The organism is [Lactobacillus] rogosae (genome assembly GCA_900112995.1).
In the GTDB taxonomy this organism is placed as follows: domain Bacteria; phylum Bacillota; class Clostridia; order Lachnospirales; family Lachnospiraceae; genus Lachnospira; species Lachnospira rogosae.
On the sequence record FONU01000012.1, the window covers coordinates 114,863 to 120,997 of the forward strand.

Here is a 6,135-nt window from a genome sequence, read left to right on the forward strand (position 1 = left end):
TAATATTAAGAGGTGCACTTAAGATATGTTAGATAATCATATGTTTTTATTGTGTATGCTGGCAGGTATAATAGACTATATTATATATATTGGGTATCAGAAGAATTATATATATGTGGAACATTTGAAACCAGCAGATAGTTCATATGGGCTTAATGTACGGCTGTTAAGTTATTTTAAAATAGCTGTTTATTATGTATATAATATTCTTCTGGCGGCAGTTGATATATTATGTATGTACAGTTTTCTGATTAACAACAGCTATACGATGTATATACTTCTTCTTGTTATTATGATTGCAGGTTTTAAGTATAGTGCTTTTGATGTATACACGGTAACAGCCAGTACGGCATATCATATAAGTATGTCGGTTACTGTTAATATTCTGGTTCGTCTGATATTGGAGAACTGTTCTCTTACGAGAATTGAAAAGTACAGTTCAGACATTAGTAGAGAAATTAGCTGTATTATTATGGTAAGAATACTGATTGTAATACTTGTTGATGTATATGATAAATATATAGGCATAAAGCTTGGAAGGCTTGCAGGGACAGCTATAGCTGTGACATCATTTGGCATAACTGTGGCATGTATTATGGTAAGCAAAATGGCATATAAATATGTTGACACAAGACCAATTGTGCTGGCAGTTCTTATTATTCTATGGTGCATAACTAACATAATAGCGATGCTTATTAATATGATTGAACAGAACAGCCGTCATAGTTATGAGATTATTATGCTTGAACGTGAGCGGCAGACTAACAGGGAAATATACGATAATATCAAATCAGGACAGGAAGAATTAAGGGATATAAGGCACGATATCAAGAACAGGCTTAGTTCCTTAAGGAGTGTTATAGTACAGAATGACAGCAGTGCGGCACTTGATTATTTAGACGGAATGATAGGAAGTGTCGATATGGTTAAGGGGAAAATATACTGTAATAATCTTGTCATCAATAACATTCTGACATACAAGCTCAGTGGTGTTGCTGATAACATTTCGGTGGAATGTGAGGCGGAAGTTCCAGAGCAGATTAGTGTGGATATGGGAGATTTAGGAGTTATAATAGGTAATCTGTTAGACAACAGCATTAAAGCTGTGAATAATATTAATACAGGTGGTTATATACATATAATTATAACAGAGAGCATAGGAAAGCTTATAATAATAATAGAGAATAATTACCTGAAAGATACAGAAAAGAAGCCAGCCATATATTACATAGATCACGGCAGGGGCATTAATAATGTGCGCCGTATTGTTAAGAAATATGGAGGAAGTTATAAGGAAAATGTGTCTGAAAATGTGTATCAGACCAAGATAAGCATTTGATGTGCAAAAAGTTACATTAATGAATACAACTTTTTACATTAACCGAATATCGCAAAATGCGTATGATATAATCCAGTGCATAGAGATTAGAATCTATGTGCTGGATTTTTTTATGCGGCTGGGCTTAACACAGGAATGGAGGATATTATGAAGCAGATGTTAAAAATAGAGCTGGAGAGGGCGTTTAAAAGTGCAGGTTTAAAAGTGTCGCTCCTGATAGGTATAGTTATAAGTACATTACATTTTTTTCAGAAGGTATTACCAACGGCACTCGATCCATTACATTTTTATAAAACAGGTAATCTTGAAACAGTAGCCAATGTTAATAATATGTGGATGGCAATGGGCGAAGGCTGGCATTACACATTGTATGTCAGGCTTATTCCGTTACTTGCTGTTGTGCCTTATGCCGTTACATATTATACAGATTATAAAAAGGGGATTGTAAAGAATTATTATACAAGAACCAAAAAGATTAATTACATATCAGCCAAATATATTGCAGTGTTTCTTACAGGTGGAACGGCGGCAGTTGCTCCGTTAGTACTGGATCTGATTGCTACATCAGCAGTGATGCCATCTTTTATAGCAATTAGTCATACTGTTCCCTGTAATGGCAATGGAATATGGTCATATATATTATTCTCACATCCGTATATATATTATTTGTTATATTTTATTCTCCAGTTTATATGTGCAGGACTGATGGCAACAATGTCTCTCGTTGTATCGCTGTATGTTAATAATGCATTTATTGTACTGTTGTTTCCAAGTGTATTATGTGAATTCATTAATGCAGTTTCAACATGGATTCCTGTTAAATATAGATATATAAAAGGGGCGGCTCCATGGAGATTGTTCAGGATTGATCAGGTGGCAATAAATTACTGGCAGAGTTATGTGATATTTATATGCGTGGTTTTGTTGTTTGATCTTGTTATATATGTGTGGAGAGGGGTGAAGAATGATGCACTCTAAAAAGAGAATTATAAAGCGTGTTGTTATAGCCTGCCTGATATTAGTAGTATCTGGTGTGTGGCTTGTAGGTTACATAGATGTCAATAAAAGATTTCCAAAGCCAGAGCAGCAGGTGCATTCAATTGGAGAATGGGTAAGGACGGGCGATACGAGCATAAAAGTTAATTCTGTAGAATATATGCCGCAGGAAGAAGCAAACAGCCAATATGGATCAGAACTTCTCCCTGATAACGGGAATAATAGTAATACTTATTATTTTATAGCGAAGATTGATGTCAAGAATGAAACAGATAAGGAAATCAAATTATCAAAAACACTTTTAGAGCATCTTGGATTGGAGATATATCCTGTTGGCGTATTAATATATGGAGAAGTGATGGAAAATGGAGAATTGACAAGCATAAAGCTTAAAGCACAAGAACAAAGGGAAATTGTATTGCATTTTATAATGTCACAAGGAGTGTTGCGGGATGATAGAAGATGGATGTTGAAAAAGTCACAGATTCGTATTGTACTGTCTAATTATCCTGTACACGAAATTATAGTTCTTGATGATATTAAGGGATTGTAAAGAGGAGTTTATTTATGAAAAGAAAAAGTATAATATTTGCTATTTTATGTGTATTAATGCTGGTATCAGGCTGTAGCAGCCAAAGTACTGATGATATATATCAGATGATGGAAAATGCATCATCAAAATCAAATGGCAGTGAATCATCTGGACAATCAGATATGGTTTCTGACAATTCACCACGCGTATATACAGAAGATTATAAGGAGTGCAATAAAAATTATATGCCGGAACTGGTACAGACTGGGGAGACGGCTAAGGTTACAATTGGTAGTAGAAATGATACGTTATCATTTACAGTTACAGATGCCCTTATTACAGATGATTTTAGTGATTTAAGACAGCTTACATCACAGGCGGCATATGATAATATAAGAAATTTCCTGCTTTATGTAGAAACAGATGATTATATAGATGAACAGGGGAATATATTAGACAGTGAACGTGGGGTTGAGAGGAAAGCGCTTTTTGTAAAGCTTAGTATAAAAAATGAGAATAATAGTGAATACACATTGCCTATACACAGCCTGAGTCTGTATAGCATAAAAAAGGAGAATTCTGTGATGAAATACAGACGCTTGAAAGGGACAAATGATGGAGGACCTATTTGTGCAAATGCACCAGATGCATTTACTTTGAAATCGGCTTCTAAAATTACATTACAGCCGGGCGAGGAAAAAGAAGAAGTGTTAATATATTTTGAAGAAGATAAGTGGGTTGAACAGTATACATATCGTTATGATAAGGATATAGGAAAGGGTGTATATGGAGATCTGGTGTATGGAGATGATATTTCATATGACAATATATATTTTTCAACTTCATTTATGTACGAAAGTAATAATCAAAACAAGGACAGAGGCTACTTTGAGAAGATTAAGAGTCTTATTAAACTGGATATAAGACAGGAATAATGGAACGTGAAGAATTGCAATAACAGGTGGTATGATGAAAAGATTAGTTGATTTATTGCGGGTAAATGAGTCAAGGTTTACAGCTATTATATTAGGTGCAATGACAATTGCTGCTGTTATTAATTTTAATGGGCAGCTTGGGAGCGGCGGAGGAGTGCCGTGCTTATATGATGTCTATATAATAGGTATTTTGCATGTGGTGGATACATTTGGTGTTCCATTGCTGCTGTTTTATACATTATTTGTCGAAAGGCATAACCAGAGAATAATGCAGGTTGTCAGGGAACGCACAGTTAATGATGTATGGAAAAGATGCGTGATAGATTTACTCATTTTGTGTACGTTTTTTACGGTATATGTCTTTGCTTTAACCACGATTGTAGGTTTATTGCGGACAAATACATTTTATAATTGGGGAGAACAATATAGTCGCTGTGTGAAATGGCTTGGAAAAGTATGTGAAGAACAGCCATCATTTGTTATGCTGCTGGTGGCATATGTAATAGAGACATTTCAGTGCTTTTTAATAACGGGAATTGTAATGATCGGAGTATGGTGGTGCACCAATAAAGAATGGGCAGGATATATATCTGCAATAATATTAATTACTATAGACAGAAGCTTTGAAAGCCATGGCTTAATATTTGGCAGTTATCAGGTATCAAGCTATACATACAAGGTTGGCTTAAACTTAGGTGTAAATATAATATATCCGCTGATAGTTATGGTAATAATATTTGTCCTTGTGAACGTGGCAGTAAGATTTAAGAAAAAGGAATTCTTAGGGACATAGATTGTGCAGAAAACTTATAACTTTGCAGAAAAGATAAGGGAGAGAGTGTGGATGTTGTGGTGGCAGATAAAAAGCGACATAAGAGAGGGCATTGTACAGCAATGGAAAAGATTTGCAATGCTTGGAATAATATATGCAGTATGTGTAATATATTTTATTATGATATGCAGCTTTAGCAGACATATTGACTCGTATACGTGTGGAGATATGATTTTATGGGTGTTAAGGGGTGTTAAGAAATATGATAGTGGTGTGATTAAAACCGTAGACATATCCTCTGTGTATATGCTTCCTAATATATTTGTAGCTTATATTGTCGGCAATTATGTCATCAAAGACCTGTATGGCTTTGGAAAGAATATTATCGTCAGAACAGGAAGTAGGTTTAACTGGTGGATAAGCAAATGTATATGGGGCATATTAACAGCAGTGCTAAGTTATGCAATATTGTATGCTGTAATAATAGTGGCTGGAATATGCACAGGAGGCGTTAAGCTTGCACCGACACCAGAAGTATGCTATTCGGCTATTTCTATGGATAAACAGATTATTATACAGAACACTAATCTGACAGGTCTGGTGATAAGTCTTATGGCTATGAGCCTGCTTATGACAATAACCTTCTGCATTATCCAGATTACAGTCGGACTTATTATATCACCAGTCATTGGATATGTTATTGTGATGTCATATCTTATTATAGGTGCATTTTCAGATAATCCATTCATTATATCCATATATTGTATGGCTTTAAGAAATGGAATATACAGCCCAGAAGGATATAACATATTATTGGGAGTAATTATTATGGCGGCAATAACAATCTTCTGCATGGTAGCAGGCTCATTATATATAAGAAAAATGGATATAATTAACCAAAAACAGGAGTGGCAGGGACACGAATAATGCTTAAATGCATTATAAATTGGGAAAGATTTCAATTTGTTGCAAAAAAGAAAAGGATATTTTAAGCCATAAATATAAGAAAAACAGATTAAATTGAGGTAAAAAATAAAAAAATCTCCAAAATTAAGGAAAATATTAAAATGCTGCAAAGCTAGTAAATACGCGGCTTTGCAAAGAATTAGCTTTGCCAAATCAACAAAAATCTCAAAAAAATTAAAAAAAATTGAAAAAAGTTGTTGACATATGTGATGGGTGGTGATATTATAATCAAGTCGCCGCGATACGACAGCGACACAAAAGCTTCTCAAACACAGATAAATACTGGATTTGAGAGCGATGAACTTTGATAACTGAACAGAAAGACAACCTTGAAAATTCTTTTTTAGAATTTCGAGATGAGTACAGAATTCAATAGAATTAAGTATACATCTTTTGTGAACATCATTCAAGCAATTGAATGAATCCTTAAACACAGTATAAGGAAACTATTATTAAGCTAGTTAGTTTGTAACTGACAAGGCAAACTTTTTATGAGAGTTTGATCCTGGCTCAGGATGAACGCTGGCGGCGTGCTTAACACATGCAAGTCGAACGAAGCATTTAAGACAGATTACTTCGGTTTGAAGTCTTTTAT

Annotated in this window: 6 protein-coding genes and 1 rRNA gene; all 7 read left to right on the forward strand. The window is 34.5% G+C overall.

What is annotated here, in order from left to right; genetic code table 11:
* Positions 1 to 25 precede the first annotated feature (25 nt).
* Positions 26 to 1,339, forward strand: coding sequence for a GHKL domain-containing protein (locus tag BM157_RS06480; RefSeq protein ID WP_090140399.1), 1,314 nt, complete (start codon positions 26 to 28; stop codon positions 1,337 to 1,339).
* Between the two features lie 147 nt (positions 1,340 to 1,486).
* Complete coding sequence (locus tag BM157_RS06485; RefSeq protein ID WP_055177587.1) at positions 1,487 to 2,317, forward strand: hypothetical protein; 831 nt, start codon at positions 1,487 to 1,489, stop codon at positions 2,315 to 2,317.
* Entirely contained in the window at positions 2,304 to 2,888 is a 585-nt protein-coding gene (locus BM157_RS06490; protein ID WP_055177591.1) for a DUF4352 domain-containing protein, read from the forward strand. Before BM157_RS06485 ends, BM157_RS06490 begins: the two co-directional genes overlap by 14 nt.
* Positions 2,889 to 2,902: 14 nt before the next feature.
* A complete protein-coding gene (locus BM157_RS06495) occupies positions 2,903 to 3,802 on the forward strand; it encodes a hypothetical protein (RefSeq protein WP_055177594.1) in 900 nt (299 codons plus the stop codon).
* A gap of 34 nt (positions 3,803 to 3,836) precedes the next feature.
* Positions 3,837 to 4,595 carry a hypothetical protein gene (locus BM157_RS06500; protein ID WP_090140402.1) on the forward strand — a complete coding sequence of 253 codons (759 nt, stop codon included), beginning with the start codon at positions 3,837 to 3,839 and terminating at the stop codon, positions 4,593 to 4,595.
* 3 nt (positions 4,596 to 4,598) lie between these two features.
* A complete protein-coding gene (locus BM157_RS06505; protein WP_156333773.1) occupies positions 4,599 to 5,501 on the forward strand; it encodes a hypothetical protein in 903 nt (300 codons plus the stop codon).
* Between the two features lie 526 nt (positions 5,502 to 6,027).
* Positions 6,028 to 6,135, forward strand: a 16S ribosomal RNA gene (locus BM157_RS06510); the annotation flags it as partial.